Origin of the sequence: Gardnerella sp. DNF01204, assembly GCF_049244145.1 — a bacterium.
Lineage (GTDB): Bacteria > Actinomycetota > Actinomycetes > Actinomycetales > Bifidobacteriaceae > Bifidobacterium > Bifidobacterium vaginale.
In genome coordinates, this window is the sequence record NZ_CP058379.1 from 304420 (window position 1) to 326029 (window position 21610).

The 21610-nt window shown below is 39.4% G+C and carries 17 protein-coding genes; 10 read left to right on the plus strand and 7 right to left on the minus strand.

The annotated features are described in order from the left end of the window. Positions 1–41: 41 nt before the first annotated feature. Positions 42–1331, minus strand: a complete 1290-nt coding sequence (locus HXT46_RS01145) for a helix-turn-helix domain-containing protein (RefSeq protein WP_174190527.1) — start codon at positions 1329–1331, stop codon at positions 42–44. Further along, positions 1328–3475 (minus strand): DUF6020 family protein, encoded by a 2148-nt coding sequence (locus tag HXT46_RS01150; protein WP_421786118.1) that lies wholly within the window; start codon positions 3473–3475, stop codon positions 1328–1330. Before HXT46_RS01150 ends, HXT46_RS01145 begins: the two co-directional genes overlap by 4 nt. Positions 3476–3585: 110 nt before the next feature. On the opposite strand from HXT46_RS01150, the gene HXT46_RS01155 reads away from it, so the two are divergent. After that, the gene (locus tag HXT46_RS01155) at positions 3586–4590 is read left to right on the plus strand and encodes a biotin--[acetyl-CoA-carboxylase] ligase (protein ID WP_421786120.1); all 1005 of its coding nucleotides are present in this window, start codon (positions 3586–3588) and stop codon (positions 4588–4590) included. A gap of 671 nt (positions 4591–5261) precedes the next feature. After that, on the plus strand, positions 5262–6482 hold the full coding sequence (locus HXT46_RS01160; protein WP_421786122.1) for a hypothetical protein: 1221 nt from the start codon (positions 5262–5264) through the stop codon (positions 6480–6482). A gap of 343 nt (positions 6483–6825) precedes the next feature. On the opposite strand, the gene HXT46_RS01165 is transcribed toward HXT46_RS01160, so the two are convergent. Both HXT46_RS01165 and HXT46_RS01170 read right to left on the minus strand, forming a co-directional pair. Beyond that, positions 6826–7665, minus strand: coding sequence for an ATP-binding cassette domain-containing protein (locus HXT46_RS01165; RefSeq protein ID WP_004112032.1), 840 nt, complete (start codon positions 7663–7665; stop codon positions 6826–6828). A gap of 55 nt (positions 7666–7720) precedes the next feature. Beyond that, positions 7721–8899 (minus strand): ROK family protein, encoded by a 1179-nt coding sequence (locus tag HXT46_RS01170; protein WP_421786124.1) that lies wholly within the window; start codon positions 8897–8899, stop codon positions 7721–7723. Between the two features lie 271 nt (positions 8900–9170). On the opposite strand from HXT46_RS01170, the gene HXT46_RS01175 reads away from it, so the two are divergent. The 8 genes from HXT46_RS01175 to HXT46_RS01210 all read left to right on the plus strand — a co-directional run bounded on the left by HXT46_RS01175 (position 9171) and on the right by HXT46_RS01210 (position 18554). Beyond that, positions 9171–10325: a sugar-binding protein gene (locus tag HXT46_RS01175; protein WP_004112036.1), complete on the plus strand. Its 1155-nt coding sequence runs from the start codon at positions 9171–9173 to the stop codon at positions 10323–10325. 99 nt (positions 10326–10424) lie between these two features. Then, positions 10425–11969: a sugar ABC transporter ATP-binding protein gene (locus HXT46_RS01180; RefSeq protein WP_004112038.1), complete on the plus strand. Its 1545-nt coding sequence runs from the start codon at positions 10425–10427 to the stop codon at positions 11967–11969. A gap of 7 nt (positions 11970–11976) precedes the next feature. Beyond that, positions 11977–13197 carry a multiple monosaccharide ABC transporter permease gene (mmsB, locus tag HXT46_RS01185; RefSeq protein ID WP_004112039.1) on the plus strand — a complete coding sequence of 407 codons (1221 nt, stop codon included), beginning with the start codon at positions 11977–11979 and terminating at the stop codon, positions 13195–13197. Positions 13198–13334: 137 nt separating this feature from the next. Next, positions 13335–13565 (plus strand): CDP-diacylglycerol--glycerol-3-phosphate 3-phosphatidyltransferase, encoded by a 231-nt coding sequence (locus tag HXT46_RS01190; protein WP_415682214.1) that lies wholly within the window; start codon positions 13335–13337, stop codon positions 13563–13565. A gap of 73 nt (positions 13566–13638) precedes the next feature. Beyond that, positions 13639–15252, plus strand: a complete 1614-nt coding sequence (locus tag HXT46_RS01195) for a xylulokinase (protein ID WP_182835798.1) — start codon at positions 13639–13641, stop codon at positions 15250–15252. Between the two features lie 90 nt (positions 15253–15342). Then, on the plus strand, positions 15343–16035 hold the full coding sequence (locus tag HXT46_RS01200; protein ID WP_421786127.1) for an L-ribulose-5-phosphate 4-epimerase: 693 nt from the start codon (positions 15343–15345) through the stop codon (positions 16033–16035). A gap of 50 nt (positions 16036–16085) precedes the next feature. Further along, entirely contained in the window at positions 16086–17600 is a 1515-nt protein-coding gene (gene araA / locus HXT46_RS01205; protein WP_415684378.1) for an L-arabinose isomerase, read from the plus strand. Positions 17601–17693: 93 nt separating this feature from the next. Beyond that, positions 17694–18554, plus strand: coding sequence for an aldo/keto reductase (locus HXT46_RS01210; RefSeq protein ID WP_075038789.1), 861 nt, complete (start codon positions 17694–17696; stop codon positions 18552–18554). A gap of 274 nt (positions 18555–18828) precedes the next feature. Here the strand turns inward: HXT46_RS01210 and HXT46_RS01215 are convergent, their stop codons facing one another. From HXT46_RS01215 to HXT46_RS01225, 3 genes are all read right to left on the minus strand, one after another. Further along, positions 18829–19653, minus strand: a complete 825-nt coding sequence (locus tag HXT46_RS01215) for an amino acid ABC transporter ATP-binding protein (protein ID WP_075038788.1) — start codon at positions 19651–19653, stop codon at positions 18829–18831. Further along, entirely contained in the window at positions 19653–20546 is an 894-nt protein-coding gene (locus HXT46_RS01220; RefSeq protein ID WP_248902267.1) for an amino acid ABC transporter permease, read from the minus strand. The genes HXT46_RS01215 and HXT46_RS01220 overlap by 1 nt, the downstream gene beginning before the upstream one ends. 152 nt (positions 20547–20698) lie before the next feature. After that, entirely contained in the window at positions 20699–21568 is an 870-nt protein-coding gene (locus HXT46_RS01225) for an ABC transporter substrate-binding protein (protein WP_004116998.1), read from the minus strand. Positions 21569–21610 lie beyond the last annotated feature (42 nt).

The window sequence follows — 21610 nt, forward strand, 5'->3', positions numbered from 1 at the left end:
GTGTTCTTTTATAGAATGCGTTGTTTTCGGCGCTTTTTGCTTTAGCGCGCAGAATCGCGGATGCGCCCAATCGTAATAGCAGTTTGTAAAACGTATGCTTCTCTAGGGTCGGTGGCGTCCCAGCCTGTTGTTTGTGCAACTTTGCGCAGTCGATATCGTATTGTGTTTGGGTGCACATTAAGGTTGTGTGAAGTTTGGTCTAGTGCGCCGCCAAATCGCAAGAAAGCGTCGACTGTTTGCAAAGTCGGGTCGTCTGGGTTGTATGGTGCCAAGCTCTGATACACCTTAGTATATAAGGTTTCTACGGCAGTTTCGTCGCCTATAAGCGCGCGCTCTGGCAGCACGTCGTCGCAGCGTATTATTTGTGGCAAATGTGTTACAGATGGCGCAACAGCAAGCGCTGCTAGAGTTGCTGTGATTTCTTCGCATATTTCTTGTGCGCCGACTGCAATTTCGCTTATGCAAATTGGCTTACCTGATTTTGTAAATACTTCGCAAAGTTTGTTTAGCGCGTCTTGGCTTGGGTTTTCTTTTAAAGCTAGTATGATTATGTGTGACGGGGCGGGAAATTCATCGTTTTCTTTTGCTTGAGGTTTTGCGGCTATTTTCCATGTTTTTGTTCTAGATGTAATTGCGTCTTTTTGAACGCGGTCTACTATCGCATCGTATGCTCCACATGCGCCAAGTTGCGTCCATATGGTTCGTCGTAAAGTGTCTGTGTTGTTTTGCGGCGCGTGAGTTGTTGTTTTTCGTGTTGGACTGTCTTCGTTTATATCGAGTGTTTCGTATGTACCAGCTATTGCTAGGAGCCACGTATTTTCTTGCCATTGTAAGAGGTGCATTAGTGCGCTTACGCGGCTGTCTGCAATGCCATTCATCAGGCACGCTCCAATTATTGTGTGTAGTCGCAGGCGTGTTGCTGAGTCGAAGATTTTTCCGTCTCGATTGTCAAATATTCCACTTGTGTCTTCGTTTTTTGGCGCGCATGGCAGTGGCGTAAATTGTGGTGTTGTGCTAGTAGCTTTTTCTGTAGTTTCGTTTGATTGTTTTCTGCGCCATAAAAGATGATGTTTTTTATGTGTTTCTGTTTGGTTTTGGTCTTGAGTTTCTTCGGCTTTTTCATCGCTGGTTGCTTGCGATTTTTCCTTAGCTTCGTTTGAGTTCCTATTATAAATATTGTTTCCGTTTGGCAATATTCCTGTAAGAATTGTTAGAAAATCAACATCTTCTGTGATGTTGCTAGTAGTACTATAGTCTACGTCATAAAGCTTGCTGGTTGTGTCAGCAGTAGAGTCGCCAGCAACCGCGCTATCGTAAAGTTCGTTGTTCATTTGTCACCTCCAATCGTTTCTATATTTAATTTTGGCAATTTTGGCAACTGTGAAGTATTTTCTATTTTTGTATTTGACGTTATATCTATAATATTATCTCTGCCAAGCAATTTAGACTCTCTTAAAAATGTTAGAGCCGTAAAGAAGAATACGAACGTAATAGGGAGCATATGTCGTTCAAAATTGTTTGCAGGAGCCAGCACCATTACTCCTATTAACAGAGCAAGAGGAATATGCAAAACGAGTGTTTTCCAACGTTTAAGAACGATTTCTGCAACTCCGATAAGCAGTGTGCCAACAACATACAGGTTTCCGTGAATCAGCCAACCTAAAATCGGCGTATTACTCCACGATTCAACAGTATTTGAAACACCTGCACGCCATTCCGGTAGCCAGTAGCGTATCCACTCTGAGTTTTTTATGTTGTCAGTATTTATGTAGTATTCTGGTCCGACATAAGGGATGTCTAGAATGTCAAAATAACCGTAGGATTTGGCTAAGAATGCGTCCGTTGCAACAATTGGACTGTGTTTAACCATAAGCCACCATGCGTGGTTAAACTTTTTCATGTCGTCTTTTGTAATGTAACGCCAACGGTAGCTCACTTTTTTAGACTGTAAGCCAGAAGATTTTACAGGATCTGCGTCTTGAGGTGTGTATGCTTCAGCGGTTTGGTTGAGATTAAAAATTGGCGCAATTTCTCGTGCTGCTTTATGAGGTATGCTTTTTGGATCTAGTTTTGCGATTCTGGCTATTTGCTGAAGTTGTACTCCGCGGCTTTCAATAGGATCTCCATTTATTATGGCTCCGCTAGATATGGCTATTATTATGGCTCCGTGTATAAGAATTGTTGGGAGCAGAATGCATAAAACCCATATTTTCCAACGTTTTATGCTGTAAAACATTAGAAGTACAAATTGAATTACAAGAATATACCACGCGTATTTTGCTGCGATTAGCATAATGCAAACGCTTATTATCAGTTCAAGAATCGTATGTTTGCGTGAAATTTTTGTGTTTTGTATTGTGCAGTGTAGTTCGTAAGATATTCCAAACCACCATACGAATGCAAATGCGAATAATGGTGATTTTGTTAGTGCGATTGTTGAAAAAACTACAAGTGGACTGAATAAAAATATGATTATTACGGCTGCGCGGAAGAAGATTAGTGTTGGTAAGGCGGTTTGCGTTTCGCTTGTTTTAGATTTAGCCCACGGTGTGTTTAAGAATCGGTTCGCTGTGGCGGCACAACACCATGCTGCAAAAATGAATTGCATAATTGCAAGTAGTATGATTCCAGCATCGTTTGATTCGGTAAAATATCGCGATACTGCTGCTACGGCACCGTAAATTAATGTTAAAACAATGTTGTGTTGGTCGCTTAAATACGTAGGTTTTGCCGGCCAAAGATAGTGTGCTGTTGGGTAGATGTCTGCTGGAACAAAGCTAAAGAATCCAATGTATGGTTGTTTTATGCCAGTTATTTGGTTCCATGTCCAGCTGTATTCTCGGATTTGTGAGCAAATATCGGCTCCATAAGCTGCTAGAAGTGTTATTGGTGCCCACAGCCAGCCGATAATCAGTGTTAGGAAAATGTTTCGTTTTCTACAAGTTGAATGGTAAAAACACCATTCTAGAGTACGTTTTATTGAAAAAATTATCTTAGGCTTTTTAGCGGCGATGCTCTTAAATGGGTGAAAAAGTGGTTTTGTGATTTTATAAGTTGTGATTTTTAGTATTTTTAGTATTTTTAGTATTTTGTCGTTTTTGTTATTTTTCCCAAAATGAATGATGGATCTTAAAATAGCGTAATAAACGCAGAATACTGCTGCAAAAATAAGTGCGTTAACCCAATTAAAATCGGTTAAAGATCCCTGATTGCGGTAAATCACGCCTAAGCTTGTGCAAAGAGCGAGCCAGATGCAAGTAAATAGTATTAGTGCTTGAGTCGCAAGCTGACTTACGAGATTAAATATTGATGTTTTTGTCAAGCTTGTTTTTGATGTGCTTGTTTTTGGATCGATTTTCATTTCAGATTTTGTATCTGGTTTTATATCGTTTTTCGTATCTGGTTTTGCATTGCAAGTATCAGTAGGTTCTGCGACTGTTTTTGCGCTCGCGTAGTCATTTTTAATGAATTTCATAGTGACCTACTGATTTTTAATCCTAATAAGTAATTTGTGTAAAGTACTTGTGTAAATTATACCTGTTGCACAATCTTTTTAAATTATATTAAAATTTCTATAATTTCTGTATGAGTAATTTTTTTGAACGCACTAAAAATGTTGCAGACGGTTTTGTTTATTTTGACGTTATTGATTCAACACAGAATTATGCACGCAAAATTCTCACTGATGGGTGCGTTGATGGGTGTACTGATGATTGCAGCAATATCTGTTTTATAAAAAGACAAGACGAATTGCCTGCGATTTATGTTGTTGCTGCTTGCCATCAGACAGCTGGCAAAGGAAGATTGTGTAGAAAATGGGTTAGTAAGCCATTCGAAAGTTTACTAGCTTCTTTTGCCACGATTTTGCCAAGTAGCATTGTTAAGAATCCAAGTTACAATGGTTGGCTGCCTATAATTGCTGGTCTTGCTGCGCGAGATTCGATTATTGGCGCGCTAAAAGAGTTTGGCTCTACGCAGATTGAAAATGGGGAATTGCCAGATTATAGCAAGATCAGTCTTAAATGGCCTAATGATATTTTTATTGGTGACTGTAAAGAAGGTGGAGTTTTAACGGAGATTGTTTTGACTCCAAAAACGGTTGCTGGCGATATTGCCGATCCTAATGTTGGAGTTATTTTCGGGATTGGTTTAAATCTTTTTATGGATAAGCAGTCGCTTCCAATCGAGGAAGCAACTTCGCTTAAAATGCATTACGATAATCTGCCAGATTTTGCTGAGCTTGGGGATAATATAGCCGCGCGATTGGTGGAAAATCTTAGGATTAGGTTGGGGAAGTTTGTAAAGAATACGAATGAATACTCTTTAGATTTGCTTAAAGAGGCGAGCGAAGCGTGTTGGACGTTGGGGCGCAAGGTGATTGTTCGCGCGCCGAATGATGACGGTTTGTGGATTGATGCTGGAGTTGACGATTCTAATAACGCTGATGCTTATGATGTTGGTGCAAAAAGTTTTACTAGTGTAGAAGGAGTTGCTCAAAATCTTATGCGTGATGCTTCTATTCAAGTGCGTAAGGATTCTGGGCAGATAATAACTGTTCGCACTGGCGATGTTTGTGCTGTGCGAATCTAGGTGCATTCGCGCGCTTAGACTGCGCGAAGGACATTTGCGCTTTTTGTAGTTTGACACGCCGTGAATCAGCTACAAACTCGGGAAAACTTTCCGCATTTTGTTGTTGATTTTGTGGTTTTAAGCAACATTTTCGGGAAAATCTTCCCGACTTTGTAGTTCGACACGTCATTTTGAGCAACATTCTCGGGAAAATGATTTTGCGTTTGTTTTCAAAATTGCCAAATACGTAAACAATCTCGGGATAAGAGATAGGCAGAGTGAAGAGTGGTGGGATGTCGGCGTGTTGCGTGTGTGGGTTGTGTGGAATGTTGATTTTTCAATGGTTTTATAGTGTTAGTGTTCTTGCTCGAGTAGTTTCCTGAGAAAAGTCTGGGAAAATTCTTTAAAAACCTTGAAATAATGTGTTTTTACGGTTTTATTAGTGTTAATCCACAAATATTATGGTGAAAATAGTTTTTATTGTGGATTAGTTTGTGTGTAACATTATTTTTTTCTGTTTGTTTTGTGTGGTTGCCTCTTGACTTTTTTAAACGGGGGGGGGGTATGTTAATAACAGCTGCTAGCTAGATGCTCTAGATGGTGGTTATCCACAATGTTTCGGAAATGTTGTTGGATGTTTAAAATTTCTCTTCGCGTGTTTTACGTGGAGGAGAAGAAGAAAGGAAATTAAAATGATGAATAAGAAGGCTATCGCCGCTTTCGCTGCTGGCGCAACTTTGCTTGCTGGCTTCGCAATGGCAACCCCAGCATTCGCTGCTGATGGCGGTGCAAATACTCAGTCTCAGGAAGTTAAGAAGTCTAAGGCTGATTTGAAGAAAGAATTAGATACCGCTCGTGCTAATTATGAGGCAGCTGTTGCAGCTGAGAAGGCTGCTGATGAAGCTGCCACTAAGGCTGCTGCTGCTTTGCAGACTGTTGGTGCTAAGCCAGCTGATGCTAATGATGGTAGCGTGAAGATTGAAGAGGATAATGGTCATCTTAAGGTAACTACTACCGATGCCGCAAAGGTAAAGGAAAAAGAAGCTGCTGAAAAGTATGTAAATGCTTACAACGCTGATGTTGATGCTAAGGCTGCTAAGACTGCTGCTGAGCAGGATAAGAATGTTAAGGCTACTGCTTATCTTGCTGCCGAGCAGGCTTATGCTAAGGCTCCAGAACCAAAGGCTGCTCCATCTGATGATCAGAAGAAGGCTGAGGCTGTTGAGGCTGTTAAGACTGCTAAGTTGCATCTTGATGATGCTTTTGCTGCTTATACTAAGGATTATGCTGAGTATGAGAAGGCTAAGGCTACTTTGGCTGGTAAGGTAGCTGCTCAGGAAGCTGCTGAGAAGGCTTTGAAGGCTGCTCAGGATGCTTTGGAAGCTTATAATGTTTCTGCTAAGAATGATTCTGCTTTGGCTCAGCGTCTTGCTGATGCTGTAGATCGTGCTCAGGCTAAGGTTGTTTTTGCTGTTGCTGAGACTGCTAAGGCTAATAAGGATTATGCTGAGGCTAAGGCTAAGGCTGTTGCTTCTACTGATAAGTATAATAAGGCTTTGGCTGAGTACAAGGCTGCTTATAATGATGCAGTTCGTTTGGGAGTGAACCCTGCTGTTCTTCCTGCTGTTGTGACTTCTGATCCTTTGGCTCCTAATTTTGAGGATGTTCCAGGTGCTGCTAAGGCTATGAATGATGCTGCTAGTGGCAAGCTTGGTAAGGCTGCTCAGCAGGCTGCTGCTCCAGCTGCTGCTGGTAAGGCTGCTGCTAAGGGTGAGCTTGCTGCTAAGGGTGGCAATGGTCATGGTAAGTCTGGCGAGAAGCTTGGTAATGCTGGTGTTGGTGTTGCTTTGACTGCTTTGGCTGCTTCTATGCTTGCTGGTATGGGTGCTGCTGTTCGCAAGATGCGTCACTAAGCATTATTTACCACCTTATTTAGGGTTTGCGCTCAACGACTGGTGTGGTGTTTTGTAGGGAAGCATCACACTGGTTTATTCCCGATTCTCTTTGGTTTTATTGTTTTAACATTGGTTTGCTATTGTTTTTCTTTTCTTCCCAGTGTTGATTCGTTTAGCTTGTTGGGTTTTGGGTGTTGAGTGTTGTTGCTTTCGGTTTTGTTTGCTACTAGGGGCTTTCAAAACCGGAAGCATTTTTTTGTTTTTGTTTATTCTCGCTCGTGTTTGTGCGTGTTTTGTAGTCAGATTTGGTGTTTTGGTAAACAAACGCGGGAATAGGCTCTTATGTTTTGACCTTGATAGCTTATTTTGCACTTCTACTAATAAGCGCATTTCTTTTATGACTTAGTTTTTGATTCTCATTTATGTTGTCTATTATTGATGAAGATATTGTATCGTCTTCCTCATCCTCTATTCCAGTCATTTCTCTGATTATTTGGACATAATTTGTTTCACTAACATCATGATTTCCAACGATTTTTCCTTGTCTTAGTACAACTATCCTAGTTGCAACTGCAAATACGTCTGGAAGATTATGGCATACCAATATAATTGTGCGACCCTGTGATCGTAGGCGTTTCATATAAGATAAGGTTTCAGCTGTTTGTGTTAAAGATAATGAAGCTGTAGGTTCGTCTAATAGTATGAGTTTTGGATCCGATAGTAGCATTCGTGCCAATGCGACAGTTTGACGTTGTCCACTTGATAGTAATCGTATTGGAGTATGTATTCTTATGGCACATGTTAGTTCTTGTAATGCCTTTCGGGCTTCACACGCCATTGCATCTTTATTGAGTGTATGACATGATTTATTTCGCATCTCTTTGCCTAAGAATAGATTTGATGTAACGTCCAAATTATCGCAAAATTCTTGTCCTTGAAAAACTGTTGCTATTCCAAGATCATTTGCTTCTCGTATGGAGTGCAAATTCACTTCTTTATCTTCAAAGATCATTCTTCCTTTTGTTGGTTGGATCAAACCAGATATTGTTTTAATAAGAGTGGATTTTCCGACGCCATTGTCTCCAACAATTGCCACTATTTCTTTGCTATAAATATCGAGTGTTATTGATTTAAGCGCTTCGGTAAAGCCAAAGTTTACGCTAATATCTTTTAGCTGTAGGAGTGGATTTTGTCCGTACATTACGTCTCCTTGTTGATATTGCTAATCATATTGCAATCGATATTACAACCTATTTCTATAGGTGTTGAGATGTTTTGTGATGTATTTTTTCTGCAGCATCAATTCCTTCTAGTGCTGCTCCTAGTGCAGAACAATTAGTAAGATTTGATGCAACCACAACTTGTATAGGAGTTAAAACATCAGGGAATAGTAAGCGGTGCAATGACTCTCTAAAAGCATCGACGAAAACTGATCCACTTTGCACTAGGAGTCCTCCTATAACTACAATTTCAGGGTCTACTGATGTGCATAGTTCTGCTGCTACTGTTCCTATTCGTATTGCAGTATCAGCTATGATACGTCTGCATCCTGGGTCTCCTTCATTTGCTAAACGTACAAGATCTTCTACAGTTAGATCTCCATGGGTAACTCTTAATAACGATGTGATTCGTTCTTCATTTATAAAAGTATTAAGGCATCCACGGTTTCCGCATGCGCAAATGCTTCCGAGTGGATCAACTTGAATATGCCCTATTTCGCCTGCCATTCCAGTTACGCCGCGCCATATTTTCCCATCTGCCATTATGGAGGCACCAGCTCCGTCATCGGTATTTATGTATATGAAATCTGTGGTTTTTGTAACAGATCCTGTTCTTGATTCCCATACTGCGCAACAGTTTGCATCGTTATCTAAAGTAACTGGAATATTAAAAACTGATTGCAGATACGAAATAATGTCGAAATTGTTCCAATGCGGCATAATGCCAGGTATTGCTATTGTTTTTGTACGTTTATCTATTGGTGCTGTTATAGATACGCCTATTGCTATTAGTTCTTTTGCTGATGCGTTTATGTTGGATAAAGTTTCGTTTATGAGTAATGTTGCTCGTTCGAGAGTTGCATCTGGAATATGTTGTTTTGGTAATAGTAATGTTCGTTCCGCGATTATGTTAAGTTCGTAGTCAATAAAAATTAGATCTAGAGAGTGTCTGCTAATTTTTAGTCCTGCGCTTATTCCTTTTCTACGAGCTAAAGCTACGAGTGTTGCTCTTCTTCCGTTATGTATTGTGTTTTCTGTGTACAACCGCCCTTCTTTTACAAGTTGTCTTACAAGAGCTGATACGGTTGCAGTTGATAATCCTGTCGCTTCAGCAAGCTCTATTTGCGTAATTGCACCAAATCTGCGTATGTAAGAAAGTAATGCAGATCGATTAGCTTCTCGCAATGAAGTTTGGGATCCGAATAAATGCGACATAATATAAGCATATCTATATTTTGAAGAATTGTCATTCGTTGATTTGAGACTTTTGTTCTTTATTGGTTAAATTAACTGAATTTATATTAAATAATTGGTACGAGCAGTTAATTCATGTAGATTAAGAATTGTGTTAAATTTATATATTAAACAAAAAAATAGAAAAATTTGATTTATGTGTTTGACAACTTAACACAATAGTTTATAATAAAAAACTAGATAGCGTTGTAGCTGTCTATATCAAATAACCTTTTGATGCAAAGGAGCGTCGATGAACATAGGTAAAAAGGCAATCGCTTTATTTGTAGGTATTGCTGTAGTTGCTGGTTTATCAGCCTGTTCAGGTTCAAGAGGTGGTGCATCCAAAAACGTAAGTCAAGGAATTGAAAAAGGTGCCACCATTGGTGTCTCTATGCCAACAAAGTCGGAGGAACGTTGGAATAAAGACGGTAATAACCTAAAGAAGAAGCTAGAAGATGCTGGATATAAAGTTATATTGAACTTTGCAGACGATAAACCAGCTCAGCAAAACGCAGATATTGAAAATATGATTAACAACGGCGCTAAGGTTGTTGTTGTTGCTGCAAAGGATGGTAGTGCTGTAGGACCTGCAGTAGAAAAGGCTCATGATGCTGGAGCTAAAGTAATTGCCTACGATCGATTGATTATGAATACAAAGGCTGTTGACTATTATGCAACATTCCAGCTTGAGCAGACTGGTATTCTTGAAGCAAATTATATTATTGATAAGTTGGGTCTTAAGGATGGTGCAAAGGGACCATTCAATATTGAGCTTTTCACTGGTTCTCCAGATGATAACAATGCTAAGTACTTCTTTAAGGGTGCATGGGATTTGCTGCAACCATACTTTAAATCTGGTGCATTAGTTTCCCCATCTAATCATGGTGGTGGCGTGAATAAAGACTTTAAGGTTCAAGATTGGCAGAAGATTTCTGTTCAAGGGTGGAAAGCTGAACAGGCTCAAAAGGATATGGAATCAATTATTGATTCTGCATATGCTAAAGGTCAGCCACTACATGCAATATTAAGCCCTTATGATGGTATCTCGACTGGTGTTATCAACGCAATTGAATCTAAGCGGCCAGATTTAAAGCCAGGTACAGATAATTGGCCAATTATAACTGGACAGGATGCTATGGAGTCAGCTGTATCTTCAATTGCACGTGGAAAGCAGAGTCAGACAGTATTTAAGAATGTCAATAAGCTTGCTGAAGCCGTTTATCAGATGGTATTGGAAATTGCTAAAGGCAAGAAGGTGTCTGGTATTAACGGAAAGTTCAATAATAACAAGATAGACGTTCCTTCTAAATTGCTAAATCCACAAGATATTACTAAGGATAATCTTACTGACTTAGTGAAAGATGGTTATATAACACAAGAACGCTTTGATAAGTTAGTACATTAAAAATTAACTATCAATTTGAACTAATATGGGGGCACGATTAGTGCCATAGTTGTGCCTCCATTAGTTGAAACTGTGCGTTGTAATGATTGGAAGTAGATGATGTCGCATAAAGACACGATATTGAGTATGCAGCACATCACAAAAACGTTTGGTTCACTAAAAGCTCTTACTGATGTTAATCTTTCGGTTGATCGCGGTGAAATTCATGCAATTTGCGGCGAAAATGGTGCTGGTAAATCTACGTTAATGAATGTGCTATCAGGTGTTTATCCTTACGGATCTTACACGGGAAAGATTATATTTAACGGAAAAGAGTGTAAATATAGTAATATTAAAAATTCAGAACGTGATGGAATTGTTATTATTCATCAGGAGCTGACTTTAAATCCATTTCTTTCAATTTCTGAAAATATTTTCATGGGAAATGAATGCTCCAAAAATGGAGTAATTGATTGGAGTGAAACTCGCGCTAAAGCTGCAGAACTTCTTGAACGTGTTGGTTTGCCAGAAGATCCAGATACAAAGATTATGGATATTGGTGTTGGTAAACAGCAGCTTGTAGAGATTGCTAAGGCTTTGTCTAAAAATGTAAAGTTGCTGATTCTTGATGAACCAACTGCAGCATTAAATGATGAGGACTCTGCGCATTTACTACAGCTTGTTCGTCAATTAAGAGATGAACATGGCGTTACAAGCATTATAATTACGCACAAGCTTAATGAAGTTGCTGTAATAGCAGATAACGTTACTATCATTCGTGACGGATCGACAGTTGGTGAAATGTATATTACACCAGAAACGCCATTAGATTACGATGAATTAATTCGTAAAATGGTAGGTAGAGAATTAACCAATCTGTATCCTAAGCACGAAACAAATCAATCTGGTGAAGAATATCTTCGTATAACCAATTGGACAGTTCATCATCCAATGGATAATAGCCGAATAATAGTCGATAATGCTAATTTGTATGTTCGTTCTGGCGAAATTATTGGATTGGCTGGATTGATGGGTGCTGGAAGAACCGAATTGGCCATGAGTGTTTTTGGACGCTCATATGGCTCCAATATAACTGGTGATCTTTATATTAAAGGTAAAAAAGTCGAATTGCGCAATGTGCAAGAAGCAATTAATGCTGGTTTGGCTTATGCTACAGAAGATCGTAAAGGTTATGGTTTAAATCTTTTGCAGAATATTCGCGAAAATTCATCTATTGCTTCATTGTCAAAAATGAGCAAATTAGGTGTTGTTGATGGAAACATTGAGCGAAAAGAAGTTGATGCATATCGAGAGAACTTTAATATAAAATGTCAAAACATTGATGTGCAAGTTTCTACGCTTTCTGGCGGAAATCAGCAAAAGGTTGTATTGGCAAAATGGGTTCTTTCTGATCCAGACATACTCATTCTCGATGAGCCAACTCGTGGTATAGATGTTGGTGCAAAGTATGAAATTTATGAAATCATCGATAAGCTTGCCGATCAAGGTAAAGCTGTTGTAGTTATTTCTTCTGAACTACCAGAATTAATTGGTATATGCGATCGTATTTATACCGTAAGTCAAGGCATTATTACTGATGATGTTAATAAGAATGGGTTTACCCAAGAATATCTGATGAAATGCATGACTAAGGAAAGGAATTAGCGTTATCATGAGCAAAAACAGATTAGCCCAAGATACGAAGGGTGAACAAAAATCAAGTATTCTTTCGACAATTACCGATAATGCAAGACAATATGGAATCGTTGGAGCTTTAATCGTTATTGTCGTTGTGTTTCAAATACTTACAAAAGGTGTTCTTTTAACTCCTAACAGTTTTGTTTCTTTAATTCAGCAGAATGCATATGTGATTATTTTGGCAATAGGCATGGTGATGGTGATTATTGCTACACACATTGATCTTTCTGTAGGATCTTTAGTCGCATTTATTGGTGGTGTTTGTGCACTGTTGATGGAACGTTATGGTGTTAATTGGGTATTAGCGATTGCTATATCAATTGTTGTTGGTTTACTTATTGGTTGCTGGCACGGTTTCTGGGTGGCTCGAATGGAGATTCCTGGATTCATCACCACTCTTGCAGGTATGCTGATCTTCCGCGGTTTATCTACGGTTATAGTTGGCGAATCTGTGCCTATCACTTCAGACGCGTTCCGTGGAATTGCTCGTAACTATCTTCCTAATATTCTCGGTTGGTGGGGTCCGTTTGATGGTCTTACGATTGTTCTTGGTCTTATGTGCATCGCTTTGTTTGCTTGGAGCCAAATTAATAAGCGTAAGCATGTAGAAAAAGTTGGATTAGTCCCAGAACCACTATCGATTACTGTATGCAAGATCGTATTTGCTGCTCTTGCAATCATATTTGTAACATATTTGTTAGCATCCTCTGGCAATTCCGAGATGGGTGGAACTCCAATTATGTTGGTGATTGTTGCGATTTTGGTAGTTGCATACAACTTTATTCTTACAAAGACAGTTTTTGGACGTCACATATATGCTGTTGGAGGTAACCGTAAAGCTGCAATACTTTCTGGTATTGATGTTAAGCGTGTAGATTTCTGCTTGTTTGTTCATATGGGATTCTTGTCTGCTATTGCTGCTGTGGCTATGCTTTCTCGTCTGGCATCTGCTACTGCACAAGCTGGTATGGAATTTGAAATGGATGCAATTGCATCCTGCTTCATCGGTGGCACTGCTGTAACTGGTGGTGTTGGAACTATACCTGGAGCCGTTGTTGGTGCTTTTGTTATGGGAGTAATCAATCAAGGCTTGTCTATCATGGGCGTTGACACTGCAATTGTGAAGACAATTAAGGGTCTTGTGTTACTCGCTGCAGTGGCTGTTGACATAATGAGCAAGCGTCGTAAGCGCTAAAAATGCCGTATATATTGGGCGTGCGCTTCAGATATTACACAAGCGTTGTGAACGAAAAAGTGTACGCCCAGTTTTGTTAGTTATTAACAGATATTAACAGGTGTTAATCAGAATAAAAGAACAATAAGGAGGAATATATGCCAAAAAAATATGTTCAAAAGACTAGAATGTACGCGCTAACTACCTTTTTTATGTCGATTTGGTTATTCCAGTCTTTATATGGTTCTTATAAATCTGGTGATTTATTCGCTTGGTACACTCTTATTTTTTCATTGTGCTTATTAATTGTAATCGGCTATTGCGGTTACAACGCTTTTAAAGGATTCAGTCAAGAGCGTAAAGATAAGAGCGAGGATTCTAAAAAGTAATAAATGATTGGGTATTCAAGATTTTCTACATATTTGAATAAATGAATCTTATAAAAGCATGCAAAGGAGCATCATGTGTGATATTTCGAGCGTATCATCTAATAAAAAAGATATTATTAATGCAAACACATATCTTGGTATTGAGTTGGGTTCAACTAGAATTAAAGGTGCTTTAATTAATGGACAATATCAAGTTATTGCAGAAGGATCTTATAAGTGGGAAAACAAACTAGAAAATGGTTTGTGGACCTATGATCTATCTGATGCTTGGCATGGAATACAATCTGTTTTTTCTCAGATAAGTAATCAAATTAATAAAGATTACCAATTGCGTTTAAATAATATTGGCGGCATTGGTATTTCAGCAATGATGCATGGTTATTTAGCCTTTGATAATAGAAATAAGTTGCTTGTGCCATTTAGGACTTGGAGAAATACCAATACGCATGATGCTCACAGAATTCTTTCTAGCGAATTGAATCTTAATATACCAGAACGCTGGTCGATAGCTCACTTGTATCAATGTGCGCTTGACAAGGAAGAGCACGTACATAATGTAGCATTCTTTACTACGCTATCTGGCTATATTCATTGGAAGCTTACTGGCAAAAAAGTATTAGGATTGTCGGATGCTTCTGGAATGTTTCCTATGGATTCAAACAGTTTAAGCTGGGATGAGAATGCGCTAAATAAAATTGAGAATCTTCCTGAAATATCTAATCAGCCTTGGAATTTGAAGGATATTTTACCTACACCTCTTTCCGCTGGAGAATTTGCTGGTCGATTGACAGTTGATGGTGCTTCTCTTCTTGACCCTAGTGGCATTTTGAATCCAGGAATACCATTTGTTCCTCCTGAAGGAGATGCGGCAACCGGTATGGTTGCAACCAATACATTAAAGCCTGGTACTGGTAATGTTTCGGCTGGTACATCTATTTTTGCAACTGTTGTTTTAAAGCGCCCTTTGTCAAAAGCTCATAAAGAGTTAGATATAGTTATGACTCCAGATGGTCATTTATCTGCAATGAGTCATGCTAATAATTTCACTACAGATTTAAATGCTTGGGTTAATTTATTTGCTCAATTTGCAGATGCAATAAGAAAACCAATATCAATGGATTTGTTATATACAAGCCTGTTTAATTCTGCTGTTGATAATGGAACTGAATTTGATGCTGGAGGAAATATTAACTACTGTTTTTCTTCTGGAGAGTTTCAAGCAGGTTTGGAAGAAGGACGATTTGTATTTGCTCGCGGTCCGCAAGCAAAACTTTCACTCGGAAACTTTATGCGTGCTCAACTATATGGAGCATTTTGTCCAGTGACTATTGGAATGAATGTTTTAACAAAAGAAGAGCATGTTGAAATTGATTCATTGCTTGGTCATGGTGGTATTTTTGCCACCCCTGAAGTTTCTCAGCGTATTGCTTCGGCGGCGTTTGGTGTTCCAGTAACCACTATGCCTACGGCTTCTGAAGGCGGATCGTGGGGAATGGCGATTTTAGCATCATATATTAGGCGAAAAAATATAACATTAATAGACTTTTTGCAAAATGAAGTATTTGCTCATGTGAATTCAGTTACCGTTTTCCCTCGTAAGGATGACGTGGAAGGATTCCAGAGATATTTTGAGCAATTTATGAGGTCATTGCCAATAGAACATGCAGCAATAACTACGATGCCGTAAAAATATTGTGCAAAAGATTGCTTAAGCAAGACTAAAAATAGTGTTTTCTCATCATATTTTTAAAAAATTTATTAGAAAGAAATAGTAATTATGAAAACTTTAAAAGATTATTCAAAAGAAACTCAATCTGAGGTAAAACAGGTACGCGAATTAGTATCCAATTTGCATGATCAACTTATTAAATGGAATTTAGTTGTGTGGACTGCGGGAAATGTTTCTCAACGTTTGCATACTGCTGATTTAATGGTTATTAAGCCTTCTGGAGTACGATACGAAAGACTAACTCCTGAATCAATGATTGTTTGTGATCTAGATGGGAATGTTGTTGATGGATCCTATTCTCCAAGTTCTGACACAGCTTCGCATGCTTATATTTATAGAAATATGCCTGAAGTATTTGGAGTAGTACACACTCATTCGACTTATGCTACTGCTTGGGCTGCTATTGGAGAAAATATACCGTGTGGATTAACAATGATGGGAGATGAGTTTGGCGGTCCTGTTCCAGTTGGACCATTCAGGTTGATTGGCAGTGAGGCCATTGGGCAAGGCGTTGTTGAAACATTACGCAAATATCCTAAGTCGCCAGCGGTTTTGATGCAAAATCACGGTCCATTCGTCATTGGAAAAGATGCAGAAAGTGCTGTGAAAGCTGCTGCTATGACGGAAGAAGTAGCCAAAACAATGTGGGCTGCTAGGCAAATAGGGAAAATAATCGATATAAAGCAAGAAGATATTAATTCGCTTAATAAACGATATCAAAATGTTTACGGACAAAACTAATAAAAATAATCTAAAGACAATTACATATATAAGTCGTATAGGAGTAAATAATGGCTATGGAAAATCCTTTTGAAAACAAAGAAGTGTGGTTCGCTGTAGGTTCACAAGAACTATATGGTCCAGAAACACTAGAACAAGTGGCAACACAAGCTAGAGAAATTGTAGATTATTTAAATAATAAACATTCGATACCTGTGAAAATTGTTTTGAAACCAACCTTAAAGTCATCTGACGCTGTGCGTAATTTTATGGTTGATGCTTCTTCAAAAGAATCTTGTATCGGTGTGATTGCTTGGATGCACACGTTCTCGCCAGCAAAAATGTGGATTCGCGGATTAGAACTGTTGCGTAAACCTTTGCTTCAGTTGAATACTCAGTATCATCGTGAAATACCTTGGGACAGTATTGATATGGATTTTATGAATTTAAATCAAGCTGCTCATGGAGATAGAGAATTTGGTTATATTGTTTCTAGACTTGGTATCAGAAGAAAAATAGTTGTTGGTCATTATACGAATCCAGAAGTTTCGGATCGCATAAATGCTTGGGTTCGTGCATGTTTAGGCTGGTGGGCGTCTAACAATATGAACGTTATGCGTTGGGGAGACAATATGCGTAACGTTGCAGTTACTGAGGGAGATAAAACTGAAGCTGAGAAAATCTTTGGTGCATCTATTAATACTTGGTCTGTAAACGAATTAAATTCATATGTTAATCGTGCTACAGATAAGCAAGCTAAAGATTTGATAGAAGATTATAAAAATAAATACAATGTTGATCCAGAATTATTAAATCAAAAATATGATTCTCTGTTAATTGCAGCTAAGCAGGAAATTGGAATGGTATCCATGATGCGTGATTATGATGCTACTGCTGCAGTAGATAATTTTGAAGATCTTGGTGGTCTTTCTCAACTTCCAGGAGTCGCTGCTCAACGTTTTCCTTCCGAATATGGATGGGGTTTCTCGGCAGAAGGGGATTGGAAAACCGCAATATTGGTTCGTTTGGGATTAGTTATGGGGTATGGTCTTGAAGGTGGAGCTTCTCTTATGGAAGATTACTCGTATCATTTTGAGCCAGATAACGAAATGATATTAGGATCACATATGTTAGAAGTTTCGCCTTCTATTGGAAGTATTCAAAAACCTCGTCTTGCTATATACCCATTGGGTATCGGCGGAAAATCAGATCCTGTTCGACTCGTGTTTACTGCTGCTCCTAAAAAGGATGCTGTTGTGGTTTCTCTTGCGGATATGTGCAGTAGATTTAGACTTTTAATGAATGTCGTCGATGTTGTAGAGCCGTCTGGAAGCCTAAAGAATTTGCCTTGCGCTCGCGCCATGTGGAAACCGCAGCCAAGTCTATCTTTGTCTGCGCAATGCTGGTTATTAGCTGGTGGATCCCATCATACTTGTATGACAACGTCAATTGGTAGAGAAGTTTGGGAAGATTTTGCGCGTATCTCTGGTGTCGAACTAGCTGTGATTGATAAAAACACTAATACCCAAGATTTTGAGCGCAATCTACAGATTTCTCAAATGTATTACAAGCTTAATGTTAAGTAATATTGGCATTATTACGTCTCTAGTGATGAGTGTTTGTTGTGTTATTATTTCCTTTGAAAATAATGGTCAATTTTATAGCGAAGGGGTGCTTTAATGAATGAAAATATGCACATTGTGCCTAACATTTTATTATCGGATGGCAATTCTATACCACAAGTTGGTTTAGGTGTACTTCGAGTTGATAAAGTAAGTATGCATGATGTTGTAGAAAGCGCTCTTTCGTTAGGATACAGACATATTGATGCTGCAGCTGGATATAACAATGAGAATGAGCTAGGTGAAGTATTGCGCGAAACTGGTTTTAATACTGGCGAATTGCGAGAAAACCTATGGGTGACTACAAAAGTTAGAGATTCACAGCAGGGGTATGACAGTACTTTGAAGGCTTTTGATTCTCAACTTGCGGATCTTTGCTTGAACTATGTGGATATGTATATGATTCATTGGCCTACACCATTTGATTGGCGTTCTACAGAAACATGGAAAGCATTTGTTAAGTTGAAAGAGGAAGGTAGGGTACGTTCGCTTGGTGTGTGTAACTTTATGCCTTCTGATTTGCAGCGTTTATATGATGAAGTTGGTCAGTGGCCTCAAGTGAATCAGATTGAATTGCATCCGAGCTGGCAGCAGTCTAATGTAGTTGATTTTTGCAAGAAGCATAATATTGCTATTGAAGCGTATTCTCCATTGGCGCGCGGACGTGATTTGAATATCGGCGATGGTGTTTTGGAAACTATTGCTAAGAATCATGATGTTACTTGTGCGCAGGTGATTTTGCGCTGGCATATTGAGCATGGATACATTATCATACCTAAATCTGTTTCAGAAAATAGGCAACGTGAAAATATTAATGTTTTTGGATTTAGTCTTGAGGATGATGAAATACGTGCAATAGATGATTTGAACACTAATGAGCGAATGGGTCATGACCCTGCAACGTTTAGTTATGCATGATTGTGTGGCGTTTGTTTTATTTGTATTTGTGAAGGGGTTATATATGTGACTTATTGATTCCTTGTCATCGAGGCTACGAGTGATTAATGGTGGACAGTATAAGTGAACAAAAAATTTTCGTAGCTTTCTCCTATAGAGCGGCATGAAGTTTGTGTTTTACATGATCTTCATGCCGCTTTGCCCGTGTTTGTAGTCAGATTTGCTTAAAAAGGGAACAAACGCGGGAATGGGGTTACGCTTATGTGAGCGCAATTACTGCGTAGTTCACAAAAAATCAATGTCGGAAAGACTTAAAGAAGTTTTGCGTTTCTGGGTCACTGCAAGCATCCATAACTTCGTATGGTGTGCCATTTTCTGCAACAACGCCGTTTCGCAGCAAAACCACTCTATCGGCAGCTTTGTGAGCAAAATGCATCTCGTGAGTGGCCATTAGAATCGTGGTTCCTTGCTCTTTTAGTTCCGCAACCATGTCTAGAACTTCGCCAACAAGCATTGGGTCTAGCGCGGAAGTAATCTCGTCTAAAAGCAAAAGTTGTGGGCTTGTCATAAGCGCGCGTGCAATAGCCACTCGTTGCTGCTGTCCGCCCGAAAGCTGATCCGGATAAGACTTTGCTTTATTTTCTAGCTTAATCCTAGATAGAAGCTCCATTGCGCGGCTTTCTGCACGGTCTTTGCTCCAATGATGAACTTTTCGCGCAGCAAGAGTCACATTATCTAAAACGCTCATATGCGTAAAAAGATTGAATTGCTGGAACACAACTCCGATTTGAGACCTAATTTGATCCTGATTTATACGAGGATCTGTAATATCTGTGTTTCCAAGCCAAACTTGGCCGTCGTCTACTCGCTCAAGCAGATTAATGCACTTCATAAGAGTGGATTTTCCGCTTCCAGAAGGTCCTAAAAGAGCCACTACTTCGTGAGGTGCAATATCAAAAGAAATGCCTTTAAGAACAGGTGTTGAGTTATACGATTTTCGAATATTGCTTAAGCGCAAAACTGGGGTTGAATCCGTGTAATCACTTGCATTTGTTTGATTGTTTGCGTTTATTTGCTCGCTCATTTGCTGACTTACCTTCTGGTTTGTTAAGTTATTCATCACACGGTTCCTCCGTTTAGCTCGCGTTTGCGCAGTCTTGCCGTATACCAATCGTTTAGAACAATAAACGGAATGCTCAGCGCTATAAATACAACGCTTGCTACAACGTATGGAGTGAAGTTATAAGAAGTTGCAACAGATATTTGCGCGGCTCGAACAGCGTCTACAGCGCCCAAAACCGATATGAGTCCTGCATCTTTTTGCATTGATATAAAGTCGTTCATTAAGGCAGGAGCCACTTTTCTTAAGCCAAGAGGAATTACCACTAATCGCACAGTTTGACCAGATGTTAAGCCAAGTGATCTTGCGGACGCTCGCATAGACGGATGCACGTCTTCAAATCCTGCGCGCAATACCTCTCCAACGTATGCGGAGTAGCTCATAACAATGGCAATTGTACCGAGTATTGCTGGTGGGATTCGCCCAAAAAGCTGTAATCCTGGTATGCCAAAGCCGATTAAGTAAAGCACAACAAGCATTGGTATGCCGCGCATAATAGTTGTGTAGAATTGCGCTATAGCTCGCAAAGGGAAAAGCATTGGGCTTATGCTTGTACGGATAACTGCGATTAAAGTTCCAAGTATTGCTACTCCAATAACAGCGAAAACAAGCACCTGCAGATTAAGCATTAAGCCTTGCAAAACGGATGGCAAAGATAACATAAAGTACTTGCCAGAAAAGAACGTTTCGCGCACTCTTGGCCAACCAGGGCTCATTGCAAGTGCCGCAACGCACACGCCAAGTAATACTAAAGTGCTTATTATGCTTGTTAAAACTGATTTAAGATTTTGCTTTTTGCGGATTGACCTACGCTCAAGCTCGATATTGCTTAAAGCGTATTCTCCAGCGTTGTTTGATTCACTGTTTAATGCATTGCCGTTAAGTACTGTCATTGGCGGCACTCAAGCCTTTCGACATAATGAATGATACGCACTATTGTAAGCACTTTTATGTGACGATTGGGTTACAAGTTGCTTACAATAATGCGTATTGGTAATGACGTTAGTACGATTTTTATTTATTTTATTTATTTTTGGTTTAGTTTTTACTTAAGAACTGGCAGATTAGTCGTGTACTCTGCAAGCCACTTTTCTTGGAGCTTCTTCAAAGTACCATCTTTTTCTAGCGCATTCACAGCCTTAGTGACGTCTGCAGTAAGCTTAGAGCCTTTTGGAAGTACCAATCCAGTTCCTTCCTTATCTTCCGATCCTGCAATCTGTCCAAGAACAACACCTTCTTTAACCTGCTTGCTGCGCACAATGTTTACGGAAGATGGAGTATCTATAACAAGTGCGTCAATCTGCTTAGAATCAAGAGCCTGAACCAAAGCGTCATTATCGTTAAAGGTTTGAATATCGCTCTTAATCTTGTCTTTAGCAAAGCTGTAGCTTGTTGTTCCAACCATTGCGCCAATTGTAGCGGTTTTAAGGTCTGCTAAGGTCTTTGCGTTAGCAAACTTGCTATCTTTTTTGACCACAACACCCTGAGTTGCGTTGTAGTAACTTGGCGAAAAGTCTACTGCCTTCTTGCGTTCCTCCGTAATAGAGAACTGCTGAAGGTTAAAATCAAAGTCTTTTGGTCCTGGGGTTACTGCGGAGTCGAAGGTTGTGCGAACCCACTTTACTTTGTCTTTATCGTATCCGAGTTTCTTTGCAACAGCGTATGCTACTGCAGATTCGTAGCCCTTGCCGTTTTCTGGCTTGTTATCGTACATCCAAGGTGTGTAAGTTGGCTGAGCTGTGCCGATTGTCAAAACGCCTGGAGTAATCGTCTTTTGGTTTGTATCTTGTGCGTTTTGGCTGCCGCATGCTGCTGTGCTAACCATTGCTGCCATTGCTAATGCTGCTGCTGCAATTTTTGCAGCAGCGATTGCTACGCGGTTGGTGTGCAAGTTGTTGTGTACGAAAATAGCCATTTTTTCTCCTTGTTTTTGCTAAAACCTTAAAATTTTTCGCTT